Below are 15,860 nucleotides of genomic sequence, written 5' to 3' on the forward strand. Positions count from 1 at the left end.
CCGGGGCGGTAAAATGTCGCCCATGACTGAACAAACTTCTGTAAAACCTCGTGTCGTGGTCGGCATGTCGGGCGGCGTCGACTCGTCGGTCAGCGCCTGGCTGCTCAAAGAGCAGGGCTACGATGTGGTCGGTCTTTTCATGAAAAACTGGGAAGACGACGACGATTCCGAATACTGCTCGACCCGCCAGGACTGGCTGGACGCCGCCAGCGTTGCCGATCTGGTGGGGGTTGACATCGAGGCCGTCAATTTTTCGGCCGATTATAAGGACCGTGTCTTTTCCGAATTTCTTCGGGAGTACTCGGCCGGGCGCACGCCCAATCCAGACGTGCTCTGTAACGCGGAAATCAAGTTCAAGGCCTTTCTGGATCACGCCCTGACCCTGGGGGCCGATTATATTGCCACCGGGCATTATGCCCGCGTACGCGCCGTGCAGCAGGAGGGCGCCACCGCCTATCAATTACTCAAAGGGCGCGACGCCAGCAAAGACCAAAGCTACTTCCTGCATCGCCTCAATCAGGCGCAATTGTCCAAGGCCCTGTTTCCGCTGGGCGAGATGGACAAGACCGAGGTGCGTCAAATTGCCCATAAACTGGGCCTGCCCAACGCGGCCAAAAAAGACTCCACCGGCATCTGCTTTATCGGCGAGCGGCCGTTTCGCGAATTTCTCAACCGCTATCTGCCGACCAACCCTGGCCCGATTCTGACCGATGACGGCCAGCAGGTGGGTGAGCATCACGGTCTGGCATTTTATACTTTGGGCCAGCGCAAGGGCCTGGGCATTGGCGGGGTCAAAGGCCGCCAGAATGATGATGGCGTTGCCGACGCCTGGTATGTGGCGCGCAAGGACCTGAAAAATAATATTCTGTACGTGGTATCGGGTCATGACCATCCCTGGTTGCTGCAGCATGACGTGCTGGCCGACGATGTCAGCTGGGTAGCGGGTCACGCACCGGCGGTAGGGCGCTACGGTGCCAAAACACGCTATCGTCAGGCAGATGCGGCCTGCGAGCTGGTTCATCCAGACACTCCCGCGCAATTGCATTTGCGATTTACTCAGGCGCAGTGGGCCGTCACGCCCGGCCAGTCCAGTGTTCTTTATGATGGTGATATTTGCCTGGGCGGCGGCATTATCGTCTGATCCTGGCGCACTGCGTGCCAGCCTGTAACTTTTATTCTTCTTTTTCTCCTGGTTCATTATGAATATTTCAGATTCGATTACTCCTCTCAATGCGCTCTCTCCGCTGGATGGCCGTTATGCCTCGCGTGGCGCCTCGTTGCGTCCTTATCTGTCCGAAGCGGGCTTCATGGCGCATCGGGTGGAAGTCGAAGTGTCCTGGCTGATTGCGTTATCACAGGCCGGTCTGAGCGAATTGCCGGCTTTTTCACCCGAGGCGTTGCAGGCGCTGCGCAGTTGGGTCGACAATTTCAGCGAGGCCGATGCACAACGCATCAAGGATATCGAGAAAAAAACCAATCACGATGTCAAGGCTGTGGAATACTGGCTGAAAGAGAAGGCGGCGGGCAACGAGGAATTATCGGCTGCGGCAGAATTTATTCACTTTGCCTGCACCTCCGAAGACATCAACAATACTTCGCACGCCTTGATGCTGACACGTGCGCGTGATCAGGTCATTGTCCCGACCTTGCAGGGTTTGCTTGCTGTGCTGAAGGACTACGCCCGTCAGTTTGCACGGCAACCCATGCTGGCGCGGACCCACGGCCAGCCGGCCAGTCCGACGACGATGGGCAAGGAATTTGCCAACGTTGCTGCACGCCTGGAAAATGCCATTGCCGCCATCGGTGCCGTTACACCGCTGGCTAAACTGAACGGTGCGACCGGCAATTACAACGCACATTATTCTGCGTATCCGAAACTGGACTGGCCCGCAATCAGCAAAGGCGTATTGACCTCCCTGTCGTTGACTCAGAATCCTTATACGATCCAGATCGAGCCGCATGACTGGATGGCGGCACTGTTTGATGCGATTGCCCGCGCCAATACCATCCTGCTCGATTTCAATCGGGATATCTGGGGTTATATCGCGCTGGGCTATTTCAAACAGCGCCTGCGTGAAGGCGAGGTGGGCTCTTCCACCATGCCGCATAAAGTCAACCCCATTGATTTTGAAAATTCCGAAGGCAATATCGGGCTGGCCAATGCCGTGCTCAAACATCTGTCAGAGAAACTGCCCGTATCCCGCTGGCAGCGTGATCTGACCGATTCCACGGTACTGCGTAACCTGGGTGTCGCCCTGGGCTATTGCATGGTGGCCTGGGATTCCTGCAACAAAGGCCTGGGCAAGCTGGAGCTTAATCCCCAATCCATCGATCGCGATATTGATCAGTGCTGGGAGGTCCTGGCTGAACCGGTGCAGACTGTCATGCGCCGTCACGGGCTGCCTGAACCCTATGAACAATTGAAAGCGCTGACGCGGGGTCGCGGGATCACGCAAGAGGCCTTGCGGGAATTTATCGAAGGCCTGGCGCTGCCCGAAGACGCCAAACAACGGCTGTTGCAGATGACGCCGCGCAGCTATATCGGCCTGGCGGCAGAACTGGCCGGCCAAGTCTGAACGCGATTGTCCGCGAGAATGCACGCCCTGAGTGACGTGTCGTGGATGTCAGAGCAGCCGGTCATGCGTGCCGGGTCTATGTGATGCATTTGGTAAACAGTCGGTGTGTCACCGGCTGTTTTTTGTTTTGCGCTATCGTACAGTGGTTCTTGTTTGCGCTATGATAAGCATTCTGATTTTCCAGGAGCGTAAGACATGAAGAAAGTATCGTTGGTGATTGCTGCAGCAACCTGTATGGCCGTACTGTCAATGACGGCGCATGCTGAGTTTCTCAAACCTGAAGAAGCCCGCCACTATCGACATCATGGCATGGAATTCATTGGTGATAACTTCAAGCGCATGGGCCATATGGTCAAGGGTGAACAGCCCTACGAGAAGGAAGCGTTCATCAAATACGCCAGCCTGCTCAAGACACTGGCGCCGCTTCCGTTCGAGGCCTTTTATAAAGGCACTGAAGGCGGCGATGCCAAAGACGAAGTATTCACCGATCCGGAAGGCTTTAATAAGGCAAAAGACAAAATGCTGGTTGCGGTGGATAAATTGGCAACCGAGGCTCAATCCGGGGATATGAAAAAAATAAAGATTGCTTTCGGCGGGGTCGGGCAAAGCTGTAAAGCCTGCCATGATAATTACCGCAAGGACGACTGATATCAGTATTGTGATATCCAGAAAACCAGTGCGGCGCATGCCAGCAGTATGATTACCGCCCTCAGGGCGACCGGCGCGTTGTCCAGTGCCGGTTCAACAGCGCCGGCGTGATGATCCCGGGTGACAGGCAGGTCGCCGGTAACCATTGCCCGCAGCAGCGGCTGTCGGCGAAATAGCGTGTAATAGATAATTGCACACAGATGTAATATTACAAGTGAAATAAGAACCCATTCGCTGGCATGATGCAGTGAGTTGAATATGCGGCTGAGCGTCGGATTGAGGGAGCTTAGCGGACCGTCAAATAGGATATCGTCGCTGGCGAACAGGCCACTGACTGCCTGCAGCCCGAAAGCTGCGAGCATGGCAACGACTGACCATGCTCCCAGCGGGTTATGGCCGATCACTTGAGACGGGTTGCGCAAATATGTCAGGACGCGTGTGGGGCCGGTTATAAAATGACGAAATTGTGCGTAGCGCGGACCGAAGAGCCCCCAGATCAGGCGAAACAGGATGAGGGTGAGTACACCGTAGCCGAATCGCGAATGCCATGTCATCCAGTCCAGGCCGGTTTCGGACAGCCATCCTTCGGTGATGCCGGCGGATTTGACGCAGGCATAAGCGCCCAGCACACAGACGACAAGCGCCCAGTGAAACAATCGCAATGGCAGATCCCAGACCCTGATTTTTTCCACGTGTACTTTCCTGAATGTTGGCGACTATCACCATTGCCATAGCCCGAACTTTACAGTTATTCTATCATTTGATGTGAAATCGGCACCAAGTTGTTCTATGATAAGCAAACTACTTAAACAGGTTACCGCATAGGTATTTATGTCTCGTTCAATCAAAGTCATGTCGGCGATCATTGCAGCCGCAGTGCTGGCAGGGTGCTCGTCAACAAAAACGGGCGGCCGGGATCCTTCCCTGAGCCACTCCCCGCGCAAGCAGGTCGTGCGTATGGATTACAACGAAAGCGCGTATGCCGTGCCCGTCGGTCAGCCGACCATGCTGGTGGGGCGCACTTTCATTTATGACGCCATCAATGGCGGTGAACGCAGTGGCGGGTATGTCGACGTGGTGCTCAATCCGGTATCGGCCATGAGCAATCAATGGTTCGATGCGGTGTGCCGTCGCGGGCATATTCTGAAGGGCAAACCCGACCCGCGCTATGCGGCCAGAGCCTATGCGTCCAAAACCAATTCCTTTGGCCAGTATGCGTTTACCAATGTGCCCTCCGGCGAATACTATCTGACCACGCGTCTGTACTGGATGGATACCAAGCCTTTTTCCGGCGCCGTTCAGTATGGCGGTCTGCTGGCCAAAAAGGTCCGGCTGGTGCCGGGAACCAATACCATTAATTTGTCCGATAGCGATAAATGTCGCGGCTATTTTCATTAAATCTGCCGAACCGTAAGAGCAGGTGCCATCGTTGTGGCACTTCGTTCCGGTTTTGCCCCACACTTTGCAATCCTTTACCCAAACAAACCGCTACATTCACATTTTGCAATGAATTTACCCGGCTTTAATGATTAAATTAGGCAGGCGAAGGATTCTGTCTCTTGTTTATGCAGCATTTTTTATCTATATCTGAAAGGCAAACTATGAAACTAACCACCGTTGTGACCGTCGCTGCAGTGATGGCAGCGCTTGCTGGATGCAGTGTTTTTGAAAAGAAAGATACGTCGGGAACCGTTCCGGCAACAGAAGCGCGTCCGGGCAGTACCTCGGCAGGGGTGCAAAGAACCGGCGCCGGTAACCTGGAAATTTATGTTGGCTCGACTGAACAGCCGAAAACCACGATCCGCACCGGCGCACCTGGCAAGAAAACGACCAAGGTTGTGCCTGCAAAAACCACCCCACTTCAAGTGGGTGCCCAAACCTATCTTGCTGTCGGCCCGATTCTGACGAGTACCGATGTCAAAAAAGTGTTTGTGACCAAGGCGGGGGATCGTCCGGCGCTCGGGCTGCGTTTGACGCCGGAAGGTACACGCAAGCTGAATGCCGAAATTACAGGCAAGATCGCCAAAGGTAAAATGGTACTGGCCAGTCTGAATGATTCCGTGTTTTCAACAACAATCGCCTCGCCTGGCGCCGTCGACGATGGTGTTCTGCTGTTGCCTATGGCGACGCTGAACAATGCCAAAACGGCGGCTGATATTATTCGCGGCAAAAAATAAAAGCCGGGTGCCTTCCGCATTTATGGCTGTCGTTTTACCGTTGCGCTGCTGTTCATTATTGAGGCTTGATAACAACTGCACGTTGTTTTTTGTCTGAATATGTTGTAACGTAAAAGGACAGCTTTACGCGAAGTTGTTCTCAAATCCGTTTTAATTAGGAAAATACTATGAAATTATCCAGAAAAGTTGCGTTGGTTGTGCTTCCGCTGGCTGCCATTCTGGCCGGTTGTAACACAATGAAGACGGGGACCGAAAGCACACCCGGCAGCACAGCACAAACACCCGCCGCACAAGGTACGGCAGTTGATGTGTTCCTGGCTTCTGACAAAGTCATCAAAAGTTATCGTCCTGTTAAGCTGAGTGAGAAACAGACCATTTATGTCAGCAAAACGCCGATCATTACGCGCGCCAATCTGACCAGCGTTGATCGCGTTCGTGACAGCCAGGGTCGTTCGTTTGTCAAATTGTCCCTCAATCCTGCAGGCGTAGCCGCTCTGAATGCAGCGCCCAAGGAACAGGGTTACGCAACTACGGTTGGCGGCCAACTGGCTTCTCTGACCGGTATTCGTCAGAACAACGATTTCCTCTTCATGGTACGTGACGACCAGGTTGCGGGTTCCGTTGTCGAGGCGATTGCGCCCAAAACAGCTGCAAAATAATACCTGCTGTCGGTCAATCATTGACGCAAGTATGATCACCCCGCGTTTATCGCGGGGTTTTTTACGACCATCATTTTTTGCGTTGTCACAAAGCTATCGTAATCTTTGGTTGTTCAGTCTTGATAAATAGGTGTGCGATGCCTTCGTTATTTCATGTGCGCTTTCTGGCGTTTTTCCTCGTTATTTTTGGCTCAGTCGTATTTCTGGTTCTGGGTGCAATCGGCGCGCCAGGCTGGTATGTCGCGGCCATTGTCTGTCTGATGCTGACCCTGCTGGGCATTTATGACCTGATACAAGAGCGCCATTCGATCAAGCGTAACTATCCTGTGATTGGCAATATGCGCTTTCTGCTTGAATTTATCCGTCCCGAAATGCGCCAGTATTTCATCGAAAGCGACACTGATACCTTGCCGTTTTCGCGAGCGCAGCGTTCCATTGTCTACCAACGGGCCAAGCAGCAGATCGACAAGCGCCCGTTCGGCACGATCGAAAATGTGTATCGCGAAGATTACGAGTGGGTGAATCATTCCATGGTGCCAAGCCATATTCCGGATCGAAATTTCCGGATCCTGGTGGGCCAAGGGCAGTGCAGTCAACCTTATGACATATCGGTATTCAATATTTCGGCGATGAGTTTTGGTGCCTTATCCGCCAACGCGATCCGCGCCCTGAACCGTGGCGCGAAAGCCGGCGGTTTCGCCCATGATACCGGCGAGGGGGGAATCAGCAAATATCATCTGGAAGAAGGGGGTGATCTGATCTGGAATATTGGTTCCGGTTATTTTGGCTGCCGGGATGAGAACGGTCATTTTTCCGAAAGCGCCTTTGCGAAAAAGGCCACGCTACCCAATGTCAAAATGATTGAAATCAAATTGTCCCAGGGTGCCAAGCCCGGGCATGGCGGCATTCTGCCCGGGGCAAAGGTGACGCCGGAAATCGCCGAAGTACGGGGCGTCACGCCCGGCGTCGACTGTGATTCTCCGTCAGCGCATTCGGCTTTTTCAACGCCCGTGGAACTGCTGCAGTTTGTCCGGCGTCTGCGTGAGTTGTCCGGCGGCAAGCCGGTGGGATTCAAACTGTGTGTCGGTCACCCCTGGGAGTGGTTTGCCATTGTCAAGGCCATGCTGGAGACTGATATTACGCCTGATTTTATCGTGGTGGATGGATCCGAAGGTGGTACCGGCGCGGCACCCGTGGAGTTCGTCGACCATATGGGGGTGCCGCTCAAGGAAGCACTCCGGATGGTACACAATGCGCTGATCGGCGCCGGGCTGCGCGAGCGCATTAAGATCGGTGCGTCGGGTAAAATTATTTCGGCTTTCGATATGCTGCGGACGCTGGCATTGGGCGCAGACTGGTGTAATAGCGCGCGTGGCTTCATGTTTTCGATTGGCTGTATCCAGGCGCAAGCCTGCCATACCGACAAATGTCCATCGGGCGTGGCCACCCAGGATCCGTCACGGCAGCGAGCGGTCGTGGTGCCCGATAAGGCTGATCGGGTCAGGCATTTTCATCGTAATTCAATTGAAGCTTTGGCCGAACTGCTGCAGGCGGCCGGTCTGACCCATCCGCAACAATTGCGGGCGCATCACGTTGTACGGCGTGTATCTAGCGCTGAAGTCAAACTTCTGTCGGCCATTTATCCGGAACTGGAAAAAGGGGATCTGCTTCAGGGTAAATATCGGCTGCGGATTTTCGAGATATGCTGGCCACTGGCACAGGCCCATTCTTTTCTGCCGGCACGATCTATTGACCGGGTCGCCTCGCAAATCAATATGGGATATCAGAATATCGACACGCCAAATGGGCAGGGCGAACCCGCAAACGCGGTGAGCAGCCCCTGACCTGGCTCGGCCCGCGCACGCTCATCACTTCTTTAGGCCAGCACCCCCGGGAGCGACGCTGTCCTCAGGGTAACGGGGTCAATACCGCCGTCAATGTCGCCTTTATTGCCCTGCAGGCTTTTGTGGCACACCCGCTGCAGGGGCAGGTGCCTGCATCAGCTTCTCGCAGTTGGCAGAAAAGTCCTTGATAAACCGGGATTTGTCTGTGATTTTTGCCTTGGGCGTGGTCCACAACAACTCGACAAATTCAATGAAAGACGAGACGCGCTCATCAGGAATGCTGTCATTATTGCTGACCGCTTCGTTGGCCTCTTCCTGGGTTTTGCCATTAACCCGCATATCGTAAAGATTGCCGATAATTTTGCTGGCGTCGCCACATGTCAGGGTGCTGGGGGCGGTGTCGCTACTGGCATCGTCGCCCTGGGCATTCTGGTACGGGTCTTCCTGCTTTGGAGGAGGCGCGGGCTGGGGAGGCGGCTGATGGAGCTCCGACTGCTGGGGGGGTTCGACATCGTCGTCATTAAAAAGTGTTGTCTCAATAATTTTCCACGCTCCAAACGCAATGGCTGCTGCGACCGCCAGCAAAATGAGCAACTTTATGAACGATTTCATGTATATCCTTACGCGTGCGAACGGGTTCAAAGGGCCGTTCCTGACTTTAACGAATCAATATACTATATCTTATTTCCCCTGGTCGGAAAATTCGGTAACGCATAAACATATTTACGAAATTATACGAATAGGAGTCTGACCGTTGCCAGCGATCGAATCTGTCACAAATCGGCCCGTTCAGGCCACAGACAGGACAGCGAAAGAGCGGGCTGTGGCCCTTTGATGGCCTATTGAGCGCTCTATTGCATCGCCCAGTGCGTGGCCTGCTGCCTTGCCCGATGATTGGGCTATTGCGTTGCCAGTAACTGCGGGCAGCGATGATCCTGGAAGTCGCCCTCGGCCGAGGCGCCTATGCCCTGTGTCGCAAAGAGCAGAAATCGTCGTTCGGACAAGGGGTACAGGGCAAGGCTGAGCTGATCCATGTGGCGTTTTGCACCTGCCAGGGTACGGGTTGTCAGTGCGATCGCGCCGGGCGAGGTCAGTTCTTCCAGGGATATCGTGCGCACCCGATAGTCATGGCCACCAATACCGCCAGGTACAGGTTGCCAGCTGGAGTTGAAATTTGTGTGTCGGGCAGTCAGCCGATCGCGCAGCACAGGGCGAACGCAGGAAATATGAATATGCAAATGGTTCTGGCTGCGGCCCGTTTTTGAATTGATCGTCAGGGAATAATCCTGCAGCGGGACAGGCCTGCCGAGCAGGCGGTCCATATAGTCGCGGTTGTGCCAGGCCTGGGCAAAATACCGCGTGCGTGAAGCGTTGGCTACGCGCGGATCTTCCAGTCCGGTTACATGTTCGGTCGGCATATGCAGATATTGCAGGGGGCCGTTTTTGTCCTTGAAAATGACATAGCGATTATCCAGGTCAACTTTGATGCATGGCAGGGGCGGATTTTTTCCCGCCAGCGCATTCGGCACGCACTGGTCATGCACGAAATGCCAAAGAATATCGCCTCGTGCCACTGCTTTGGTCGGGACAGCGGCGCGCGGCTCGGGTACAACCGGTGTCTGACACGCGCTCAGCAGGCCCGACAGGGCAAGAATGCCGGCGAGAAGCCGGCGGCGAGGACGGTCAATCATATAGGCTCCTTCTCGGGCGAGTGCGCAGATTTGCGAATTATTCCATCGGCTCGCGCATTTCAGTAATGTAAGAATGATCCGAGCGCATAACCAGAATCACGAAGATTGCGTTGGCAATGCCCAGGAATAGAACAATCAGCGGAATCGTGCTATAGGCGATCAACAGGCCGGTGATGACGGAACTGGCGACCAGAAAAATGGCATTCATGATATTGTTGGCCGCGATCACGCGGGCAGAGTGCGTTTTCGGCGTCTTCTGCTGAATCAGTACATAGAGGGGAACGCTGTATAACCCGGCAGACATGCTCAGCAGAAACAGGCCGGCGATCAGTTTCCAGTTCGACGGCAGCGTGACAAATTCGTGCAAGGTCAGCAAATGGCTTGAGTGAAGGTGGTCGGTCGAAAAATACAGTCCGATGGAAAACACGGTCATGCCGGCTGCGCCAATGGGAACCAGCTTCAGGACGTTAAGTCCTTTTTTGCCTATCCATCCGCAAAGAACAGAACCGAAACCGACCCCGATTGAAAAGACACCCAGCAGCAGGGTCGCCACCTGCTCGTCACCACGCAGAATTTCCTTGGCAAAGACCGGGAATATATTCAGATAGACCGCGCCAAAGAACCACATCCAGCTGATCAGCAGAATGCTTTTGAACACATGCAGATCGTGGAAGGCATACTTCAAGTTTGCGATTGTGCCGCCCACAGGATTCCAGTCCAGTTCCAGTTCGGGCGATGAAATACGGGTGGGCGGCACCATTCCCGAAAAAAAACGTCCGGCGATTGCGATGACCACGCAACTGGCCGCCACATAGTAGTAGCCCACGCCCTCGATGCCAGCCAGGAATCCGCCGGCCATATTACCCAGCAAAATCGCCACGAATGTGCCCATTTCAACCCATCCATTGCCGCTGACCAGCGTTGTGCCGTGAAACACCTGGGGCAGATAGGCAAATTTCACCGGGCCGAATACGGTGGAATGAATCCCCATCAGCAGCACGCACAGCAGCAGAACATAGACCTGCTGATAGATGAGTCCGAACGCTGCGACGACCATAATGACAATTTCAGCCGTCTTGATCCAGCGCATGAAGCGTGCTTTTTCAAATTTATCGGACATTTGTCCACTGACGGCTGACAGCAGCAGGAATGGAATGATAAACATGCCGTTGATGACCACGCCCGCCATCTCGGGTGGCAGCCAGCTGACCGACAAATGATAGGTCAGCATGATCGTGACCGCGAACTTGAACAGATTGTCATTGGCCGCGCCCGATATTTGGGTCCAGAAATAGGGTGCAAAACGGCGCTGCAACATGATGTGGGTTGCTGGCGCAGGCTCGTTCGGCGTTGGCTCGGGGTCGTGTGAAGAGAAATTTGACATGAAAAATTTAGGTTACAGCGGTGTAATCAGCAGAAGACGACAACAGTCGCAACATTAAACCAATTTTGACGGCCGTGCTATGAAAAGTTGGCTTGTTCAAAATGTATCAATTCTGCTGGCAGATTTTCCTCATTCCGTCAAGACAATAGGCTACACTTTGGTCACCGAAAACATGTTTGCGAGTGGTCAAATGCAACGGTTACTGTTGATCCTGTTACTTGCCTTCAGCGTACCGGCTGGCGCCATGGGGTCGTCTGCCCCCACCACGGCCTCGGCATCGTTTAAAGGCATTGCCTTTTCCCCGACCGCAGGAGATCGATGCGAGATTGTGCTGGATATCTTCAACAAGAAAACGCTGGGGGGACGCATTGATCCGGCTCAGTTATCCGATATTGTGCGCTCGCTGGCCCGTCAACAGCAACTGCCCGGCTATTTTGTGACCAAGAGACAGGCACGGGAGGCGGGCTGGTCGCCTGGCCGCTATTTTTCCGACATTGCCGCCCTGCGTGGTAAATCCATTGGCGGTGACCGGTTCGGTAACTTTGAACGGCGTTTGCCCCAGGGACAGTGGAAAGAAGCCGACCTGGATTATCGTGGCAAAAAGCGCAACGCCAAGCGGCTGGTTTTCAGCCAGTCAGGACAGCAGTATGTGACCGTCGATCATTATGAGACATTTCACAAGGTACCCGCATGTCAATGAGAACCTCCAAACGCCGCCGAATGAAAACCGTGCGCATTGCGCCTCCGGCGGTCCGTGTCTGCGAATTGACCCATATTCATTCTATTGATGATGTTTATGACCAGTTGCAGATGTCGCTGCATTTGCCCCAGTACTTTGGACGCAATCTGGACGCGCTATACGACAGTTTGAGTACCGATGTCAAAGGACCTTATAAGATTGTCTGGTACAACCATGCGAGCAGCGCCATCGAGCTGGGTGAACTGTATTATGAAGGGCTGCTGGATATCTTCAGGGCCGTGGCGGCCGAACGCGCTGACGTGCAAATCGATCTGGACTGAGATTCATGCCCAACGGGGCGCTTTGCCCGAGTCGGCCTGCGATTCCCCCATGACCGTTTCATGACAAAATAACGATATAAAAAAAGCGGCTCATTGCCGGGACAATGAGCCTCCTGTCTCTGGCTTTGGCAGGTCTTGTTGGCCTGTGGCCCTTATAGGGCTTATCGGTCTCGCAGATATCTCAGGCCCGATAGGCCTGGTTGGATTCAGCCTGAAGGCAGACCGGCATCAGACCACCGCTTTCCGGCTGTCTGCTTGTTGTTCGCTTGCGGCCAGATCGGCGGCCGCCGTAAACAGCACATCGGTAGAAGAGTTGAGCGCTGTTTCGCACGAATCCTGCACGACGCTGATGATAAACCCGACGGTAATGACCTGGGCGGCTACATCGTTGCTGATGCCGAACAGGCTGCAAGCCATGGGAATCAGCAGCAGTGATCCACCGGGCACGCCCGATGCACCGCAAGCGCCGATGGTGGCCAGAATGCTGAGCAGCAGTGCGGTCGGCAGATCCACCGGAATATTCAGCGTATGAACTGCAGCCAGAGTCAGAACGCTGATGGTGATAGCGGCGCCGGCCATATTGATCGTAGCGCCCAGCGGAATGGACACGGAATAGGTATCCTCATGCAGCCCCAATTTTTTGCACAGCAACAGGTTGACCGGCACGTTGGCCGCCGAGCTTCGAGTGAAAAACGCCGTGACGCCGCTTTCCACCAGGCATCGGATGACCAGCGGGTACGGGTTGCGACGAATTTTCAGAAACACAATGAGCGGATTGAGCACCAGGGCGACCACCAGCATGCTGCCGACCAATACCAGCACCAATTGCCCGTACGCCCGCAGTTCGCCCAGGCCAGTGGTCGCAATCGTCGCGGCGACCAGACTGAAAATGCCGAACGGCGCCAGACGAATCACCCAGCGCACGACGTTGGTGACTGCCTGCGCTGCGTCGCTCAGGACAGACTTGGTGCCATCATTGGCGTGACGCAGACCCAAACCCAGCAGAATAGCCCAGCTCAGAATCCCTATGTAGTTGGCCGATAAAATGGCGTTGACCGGATTGTCAATCAGATTGAGAAACAGCGTGCGCAGCACTTGTGCGATACCGGCTGGCGCATTTTGTGTCACCTGACTCTCTGTCAGGGTGAGCGTAGTGGGAAAGGCAAAGCTGGCCAGCACTGCTACCAGCGCGGCAGCGAAGGTACCCAGGATATACAGAAACAGAATGGGTTTGATATGGACTTTGGTGCCGCTTTGGTGCTGCGCGATGGCAGACACAATGAGGACAAAGACCAGGACCGGGGCAACCGCTTTGAGCGCGCCGGTAAAGAACGTACCGATGATGGCACTGTTTTGCGCCGCCTGGGGCAAAAACAGACCAAATGCGATACCGAGGACCAGGCCGATCAGAATCTGACGGACCAGATTGCCGCGAAAATAAGCGGCAAAGAGGGACTGTAAAAACATAACGTAATTCCTGAATAACGAAGCTCCCGCGGCCCGGCCGGACTTCGTCGCGAGCATCGGGCGGGCAGGCTGCAGGAAAGCGAAAACGAGAGTCATAACGTCCCGCTGTCGATAAACAGCGTCCAGGCGTTATGGTCAGCGATGCCCGATGGACGATATGTTAGATGTTTTTTTAATTGTTGTGTTTCAAAACGATGTCAATCTGACTGCATCAGGGTGCTGTCGCGAAAGTGAGCTGTCAAATAAAAACGCCCCAGGCCGTGATCGGCGTGGGGCTCAGTAAATGCTCCAGGACAGGCCGCCGCAGCGATCCATCCGTCAGTGCATCAGTCTTCCTCTACGAACGTTTCCTCGCGTTTCTTGCGAATCGAAGGCAGCGCCACCAGAACCACAAGCGCCAAAGCGAATACCAGCAATGACAAGGACAGAGGACGCGTCACGAAGGTTGTAAAATCACCGCGCGACAGCAACAGGGCGCGACGGAAATTTTCTTCCATCATCGGGCCCAGTACCAGACCGAGCAGCAAAGGTGCGCCTTCGCATTTCAGTTTGCTCCAGATATAACCGATCACACCGAATGCCGCCATGATATAGATATCGAACACGTTGTAGTTCAGCGAGTAGACGCCGACGGTACAAAACAACACGATAGCGGGGAACAGCACACGGTACGGCACTTTCAGCAGTTTGACCCACAGGCCGATCAGCGGCAGGTTCAGAATCACCAGCATCAGGTTACCGATCCACATGGAGGTGATCAGACCCCAGAACAATTCAGGGTGGCTGGACATCACCTGCGGACCAGGCTGAATGTTGTGAATCGTCATGGCACCCACCATCAGCGCCATCACGGCATTACCCGGGATACCCAGCGTCAGCAGCGGAATGAACGACGTCTGTGCAGCGGCGTTATTGGCCGATTCAGGACCCGCCAGACCGGCCGGGTGGCCCTTGCCGAAGCGTTCAGGATTCTTGGACAGCTTTTTCTCAAGCGTGTAGGATGCAAACGAAGACAGTACCGCGCCGCCGCCGGGCAAAATACCCAGTGCGGAACCCAGCAGCGTGCCGCGAATACATGCCGGTGCGGCTTCACGCAATTCCTGAGCGTTAGGGTACAGTGCACCGATTTTGTCGGTGATGTCGACCCGGTTTTCTTTCTGTGCCAGATTGTTCATGATTTCGGCCAGACCGAAAACACCCATGGCCACGACGGCAAAGTCAATTCCGTCCTGCAGTTCAGGAATACCGAAGTCAAACCGCGCCACACCCGAGTTCACGTCGGTACCGATCATGCCCAGCAACAGACCCAGCAGAATCATGCAGATCGCCTTTGGCAGCGAGCCGGAGGCCAGCACAACGGCGCCGACCAGACCCAATACCATCAGGGAGAAATACTCAGCCGGACCGAACTTGAAAGCCACTTCGGCCAGTGGGGGGGCGAAGGCGGCCAGCAACACGGTCGCAAAACACCCGGCAAAGAACGAACCAAGCGCAGCGATAGCCAGTGCCGCGCCTGCTCGTCCGTTCTTGGCCATCTGGTGCCCGTCCAGCACCGTGACCACCGCCGAGGTTTCCCCAGGGAGTGCGACCAGAATTGCAGTGGTTGAACCACCATATTGAGCGCCATAGTAAATCCCGGCCAGCATGATCAGGCCTGCGGTGGGCGGCAGAATGTAGGTCAGTGGCAGCAGCATGGCAATCGTCGGAACCGGGCCGATGCCAGGCAGCACGCCGATCAGCGTGCCCAGAATACATCCGAGCAGGGCGTAGGCAAGATTCTCGGGTGTAAAGGCAACCGAAAAGCCCAACGCCAGATGTTGTAATAATTCCATCATGATTATTTTCCTTTGATCCGACGCACGAGCATGACAACCGCAATAATGAAGCCGACAGGAATCAGAATCTGGGCAAGCAGGCTCCATTCGCCAATGGGCTGAGGCCACAGCGGAAAGATCAGACCCAGTCCCTTGACGAACGCCAGCCAGGAGAAAATGGTCAGGAAAATGGCATTGCCGACAGCAATGACAAGGCTGAATTCATGACTGGCCAGGCTGCAGAAAATAACCAGCAGTGGGGTGGCAATGTACAGACCCAGGTGATCGAGCATCAGGGCGTACAGACAGATACTGCCGATGATCAGAAAAAGGATGTCCCAGTCGAAGTGCCCAATGCCGCTGTCCTCGACGTGTTCACCCCGGAAGGAGCCGAGGGCGACCACAGCGCCCAGCAGGGCCATGCAGATGGCGAGCCAGAATGGGAAATAGCCAGGGCCCATGCGGCTTGGCGTGCCCATGTCGTAGCTGACCGAAAAAATGGCAAACCCCAGTCCGATAGCCACGAACATCAGGCCGGACCAGAAGTCCTGTTGATTTTTTATGTGCATAAACTTTACCT

The 15,860-nt window shown here is 54.7% G+C and carries 15 protein-coding genes and 1 pseudogene; 9 read left to right on the forward strand and 7 right to left on the reverse strand.

Going from position 1 to position 15,860, the window contains the following annotated elements:
* Positions 1-22: 22 nt before the first annotated feature.
* From mnmA to W822_RS36435, 3 genes are all read left to right on the forward strand, one after another.
* On the forward strand, positions 23-1,141 hold the full coding sequence (gene mnmA, locus W822_RS36425; protein ID WP_024005605.1) for a tRNA 2-thiouridine(34) synthase MnmA: 1,119 nt from the start codon (positions 23-25) through the stop codon (positions 1,139-1,141).
* 58 nt (positions 1,142-1,199) lie between these two features.
* On the forward strand, positions 1,200-2,576 hold the full coding sequence (gene purB / locus W822_RS36430) for an adenylosuccinate lyase (protein WP_024005606.1): 1,377 nt from the start codon (positions 1,200-1,202) through the stop codon (positions 2,574-2,576).
* 195 nt (positions 2,577-2,771) lie between these two features.
* A complete protein-coding gene (locus W822_RS36435; RefSeq protein ID WP_024005607.1) occupies positions 2,772-3,224 on the forward strand; it encodes a c-type cytochrome in 453 nt (150 codons plus the stop codon).
* Between the two features lie 2 nt (positions 3,225-3,226).
* On the opposite strand, the gene W822_RS36440 is transcribed toward W822_RS36435, so the two are convergent.
* Entirely contained in the window at positions 3,227-3,916 is a 690-nt protein-coding gene (locus tag W822_RS36440; RefSeq protein WP_031242887.1) for a cytochrome b/b6 domain-containing protein, read from the reverse strand.
* 139 nt (positions 3,917-4,055) lie between these two features.
* Between W822_RS36440 and W822_RS0123650 the strand changes: the two genes are divergently transcribed.
* The 4 genes from W822_RS0123650 (at position 4,056) to W822_RS36455 (ending at position 7,904) form a co-directional block, all read left to right on the forward strand.
* The gene (locus tag W822_RS0123650) at positions 4,056-4,622 is read left to right on the forward strand and encodes a hypothetical protein (protein ID WP_031242888.1); all 567 of its coding nucleotides are present in this window, start codon (positions 4,056-4,058) and stop codon (positions 4,620-4,622) included.
* A gap of 203 nt (positions 4,623-4,825) precedes the next feature.
* The gene (locus W822_RS45875) at positions 4,826-5,401 is read left to right on the forward strand and encodes a hypothetical protein (RefSeq protein ID WP_024005610.1); all 576 of its coding nucleotides are present in this window, start codon (positions 4,826-4,828) and stop codon (positions 5,399-5,401) included.
* Positions 5,402-5,568: 167 nt separating this feature from the next.
* On the forward strand, positions 5,569-6,060 hold the full coding sequence (locus W822_RS36450) for a hypothetical protein (protein WP_024005611.1): 492 nt from the start codon (positions 5,569-5,571) through the stop codon (positions 6,058-6,060).
* A 137-nt stretch (positions 6,061-6,197) separates the two neighbouring features.
* Positions 6,198-7,904, forward strand: coding sequence for an FMN-binding glutamate synthase family protein (locus W822_RS36455; RefSeq protein WP_024005612.1), 1,707 nt, complete (start codon positions 6,198-6,200; stop codon positions 7,902-7,904).
* 102 nt (positions 7,905-8,006) lie between these two features.
* Here W822_RS36455 and W822_RS36460 read toward each other — a convergent pair whose 3' ends face one another.
* The 3 genes from W822_RS36460 to W822_RS0123665 all read right to left on the reverse strand — a co-directional run bounded on the left by W822_RS36460 (position 8,007) and on the right by W822_RS0123665 (position 10,913).
* Entirely contained in the window at positions 8,007-8,516 is a 510-nt protein-coding gene (locus tag W822_RS36460) for a hypothetical protein (RefSeq protein WP_024005613.1), read from the reverse strand.
* A gap of 287 nt (positions 8,517-8,803) precedes the next feature.
* Complete coding sequence (locus W822_RS0123660) at positions 8,804-9,595, reverse strand: CDP-diacylglycerol diphosphatase (RefSeq protein ID WP_081724396.1); 792 nt, start codon at positions 9,593-9,595, stop codon at positions 8,804-8,806.
* A 37-nt stretch (positions 9,596-9,632) separates the two neighbouring features.
* Positions 9,633-10,913, reverse strand: coding sequence for an MFS transporter (locus tag W822_RS0123665; protein WP_253272294.1), 1,281 nt, complete (start codon positions 10,911-10,913; stop codon positions 9,633-9,635).
* A 256-nt stretch (positions 10,914-11,169) separates the two neighbouring features.
* Here W822_RS0123665 and W822_RS36465 point away from each other — a divergent pair, with 256 nt between their 5' ends.
* Positions 11,170-11,679 carry a ribonuclease domain-containing protein gene (locus W822_RS36465; protein ID WP_253272295.1) on the forward strand — a complete coding sequence of 170 codons (510 nt, stop codon included), beginning with the start codon at positions 11,170-11,172 and terminating at the stop codon, positions 11,677-11,679.
* The gene (locus tag W822_RS0123670) at positions 11,670-11,999 is read left to right on the forward strand and encodes a barstar family protein (protein WP_081724397.1); all 330 of its coding nucleotides are present in this window, start codon (positions 11,670-11,672) and stop codon (positions 11,997-11,999) included. The genes W822_RS36465 and W822_RS0123670 overlap by 10 nt, the downstream gene beginning before the upstream one ends.
* A 228-nt stretch (positions 12,000-12,227) precedes the next feature.
* Here W822_RS0123670 and sstT read toward each other — a convergent pair whose 3' ends face one another.
* The 3 genes and pseudogenes from sstT to W822_RS36480 form a co-directional block, all read right to left on the reverse strand.
* Positions 12,228-13,466 carry a serine/threonine transporter SstT gene (gene sstT / locus W822_RS36470; RefSeq protein WP_024005616.1) on the reverse strand — a complete coding sequence of 413 codons (1,239 nt, stop codon included), beginning with the start codon at positions 13,464-13,466 and terminating at the stop codon, positions 12,228-12,230.
* 326 nt (positions 13,467-13,792) lie between these two features.
* Positions 13,793-15,298, reverse strand: a complete 1,506-nt coding sequence (locus tag W822_RS36475; RefSeq protein ID WP_024005617.1) for a tripartite tricarboxylate transporter permease — start codon at positions 15,296-15,298, stop codon at positions 13,793-13,795.
* Between the two features lie 92 nt (positions 15,299-15,390).
* Positions 15,391-15,849 (reverse strand): annotated as a pseudogene (locus W822_RS36480) (tripartite tricarboxylate transporter TctB family protein); the annotation flags it as partial.
* Between the last annotated feature and the right edge of the window lie 11 nt (positions 15,850-15,860).

The sequence above is a fragment of the Advenella kashmirensis W13003 genome (genome assembly GCF_000506985.1).
Lineage (GTDB): Bacteria > Pseudomonadota > Gammaproteobacteria > Burkholderiales > Burkholderiaceae_B > Advenella > Advenella kashmirensis_A.

What these genes read in the sequence shown, in the direction of transcription:
- mnmA (WP_024005605.1), top strand. Translation starts at nt 23, where the DNA reads ATGACTGAACAAACTTCTGTAAAACCTCGTGTCGTGGTCGGCATGTCG.
- purB (WP_024005606.1), top strand. Translation starts at nt 1,200, where the DNA reads ATGAATATTTCAGATTCGATTACTCCTCTCAATGCGCTCTCTCCGCTG.
- W822_RS36435 (WP_024005607.1), top strand. Translation starts at nt 2,772, where the DNA reads ATGAAGAAAGTATCGTTGGTGATTGCTGCAGCAACCTGTATGGCCGTA.
- W822_RS0123650 (WP_031242888.1), top strand. Translation starts at nt 4,056, where the DNA reads ATGTCTCGTTCAATCAAAGTCATGTCGGCGATCATTGCAGCCGCAGTG.
- W822_RS45875 (WP_024005610.1), top strand. Translation starts at nt 4,826, where the DNA reads ATGAAACTAACCACCGTTGTGACCGTCGCTGCAGTGATGGCAGCGCTT.
- W822_RS36450 (WP_024005611.1), top strand. Translation starts at nt 5,569, where the DNA reads ATGAAATTATCCAGAAAAGTTGCGTTGGTTGTGCTTCCGCTGGCTGCC.
- W822_RS36455 (WP_024005612.1), top strand. Translation starts at nt 6,198, where the DNA reads ATGCCTTCGTTATTTCATGTGCGCTTTCTGGCGTTTTTCCTCGTTATT.
- W822_RS36460 (WP_024005613.1), bottom strand. Translation starts at nt 8,516, where the DNA reads ATGAAATCGTTCATAAAGTTGCTCATTTTGCTGGCGGTCGCAGCAGCC.
- W822_RS0123660 (WP_081724396.1), bottom strand. Translation starts at nt 9,595, where the DNA reads ATGATTGACCGTCCTCGCCGCCGGCTTCTCGCCGGCATTCTTGCCCTG.
- W822_RS0123665 (WP_253272294.1), bottom strand. Translation starts at nt 10,913, where the DNA reads ATGTTGCAGCGCCGTTTTGCACCCTATTTCTGGACCCAAATATCGGGC.
- W822_RS36465 (WP_253272295.1), top strand. Translation starts at nt 11,170, where the DNA reads ATGCAACGGTTACTGTTGATCCTGTTACTTGCCTTCAGCGTACCGGCT.
- W822_RS0123670 (WP_081724397.1), top strand. Translation starts at nt 11,670, where the DNA reads ATGTCAATGAGAACCTCCAAACGCCGCCGAATGAAAACCGTGCGCATT.
- sstT (WP_024005616.1), bottom strand. Translation starts at nt 13,466, where the DNA reads ATGTTTTTACAGTCCCTCTTTGCCGCTTATTTTCGCGGCAATCTGGTC.
- W822_RS36475 (WP_024005617.1), bottom strand. Translation starts at nt 15,298, where the DNA reads ATGGAATTATTACAACATCTGGCGTTGGGCTTTTCGGTTGCCTTTACA.